Annotated in this window: 1 pseudogene; it reads left to right on the top strand. The window is 60.2% G+C overall.

The features are described from left to right. Positions 1–206: pseudogene (locus BST15_RS21140) on the top strand (23S rRNA (adenine(2503)-C(2))-methyltransferase RlmN); the annotation flags it as partial.

The following is a 206-nucleotide window of genomic DNA, read 5'->3' as shown; positions in this document are numbered from 1 at the left end:
GTACCGTTCCGGCAAAGATCGACCGCGCCATCACCAATGTCGTGATGATGGGCATGGGCGAGCCGCTGCTGAACTTCGACAACGTGGTCGCCGCCATGAACATCATGATGGACGACCTCGGCTACGGTATTTCCAAGCGCAAGGTGACCCTGTCCACCTCCGGCGTGGTGCCGATGATCGACAAGCTCGGCGAGGTGATCGACGTG

The sequence above is a fragment of the Mycolicibacter arupensis genome (assembly GCF_002086515.1).
Lineage (GTDB): Bacteria > Actinomycetota > Actinomycetes > Mycobacteriales > Mycobacteriaceae > Mycobacterium > Mycobacterium arupense.
Note: the sequence above shows the minus strand (reverse complement) of the source record. Positions and strands in the feature narration are given on the sequence as shown.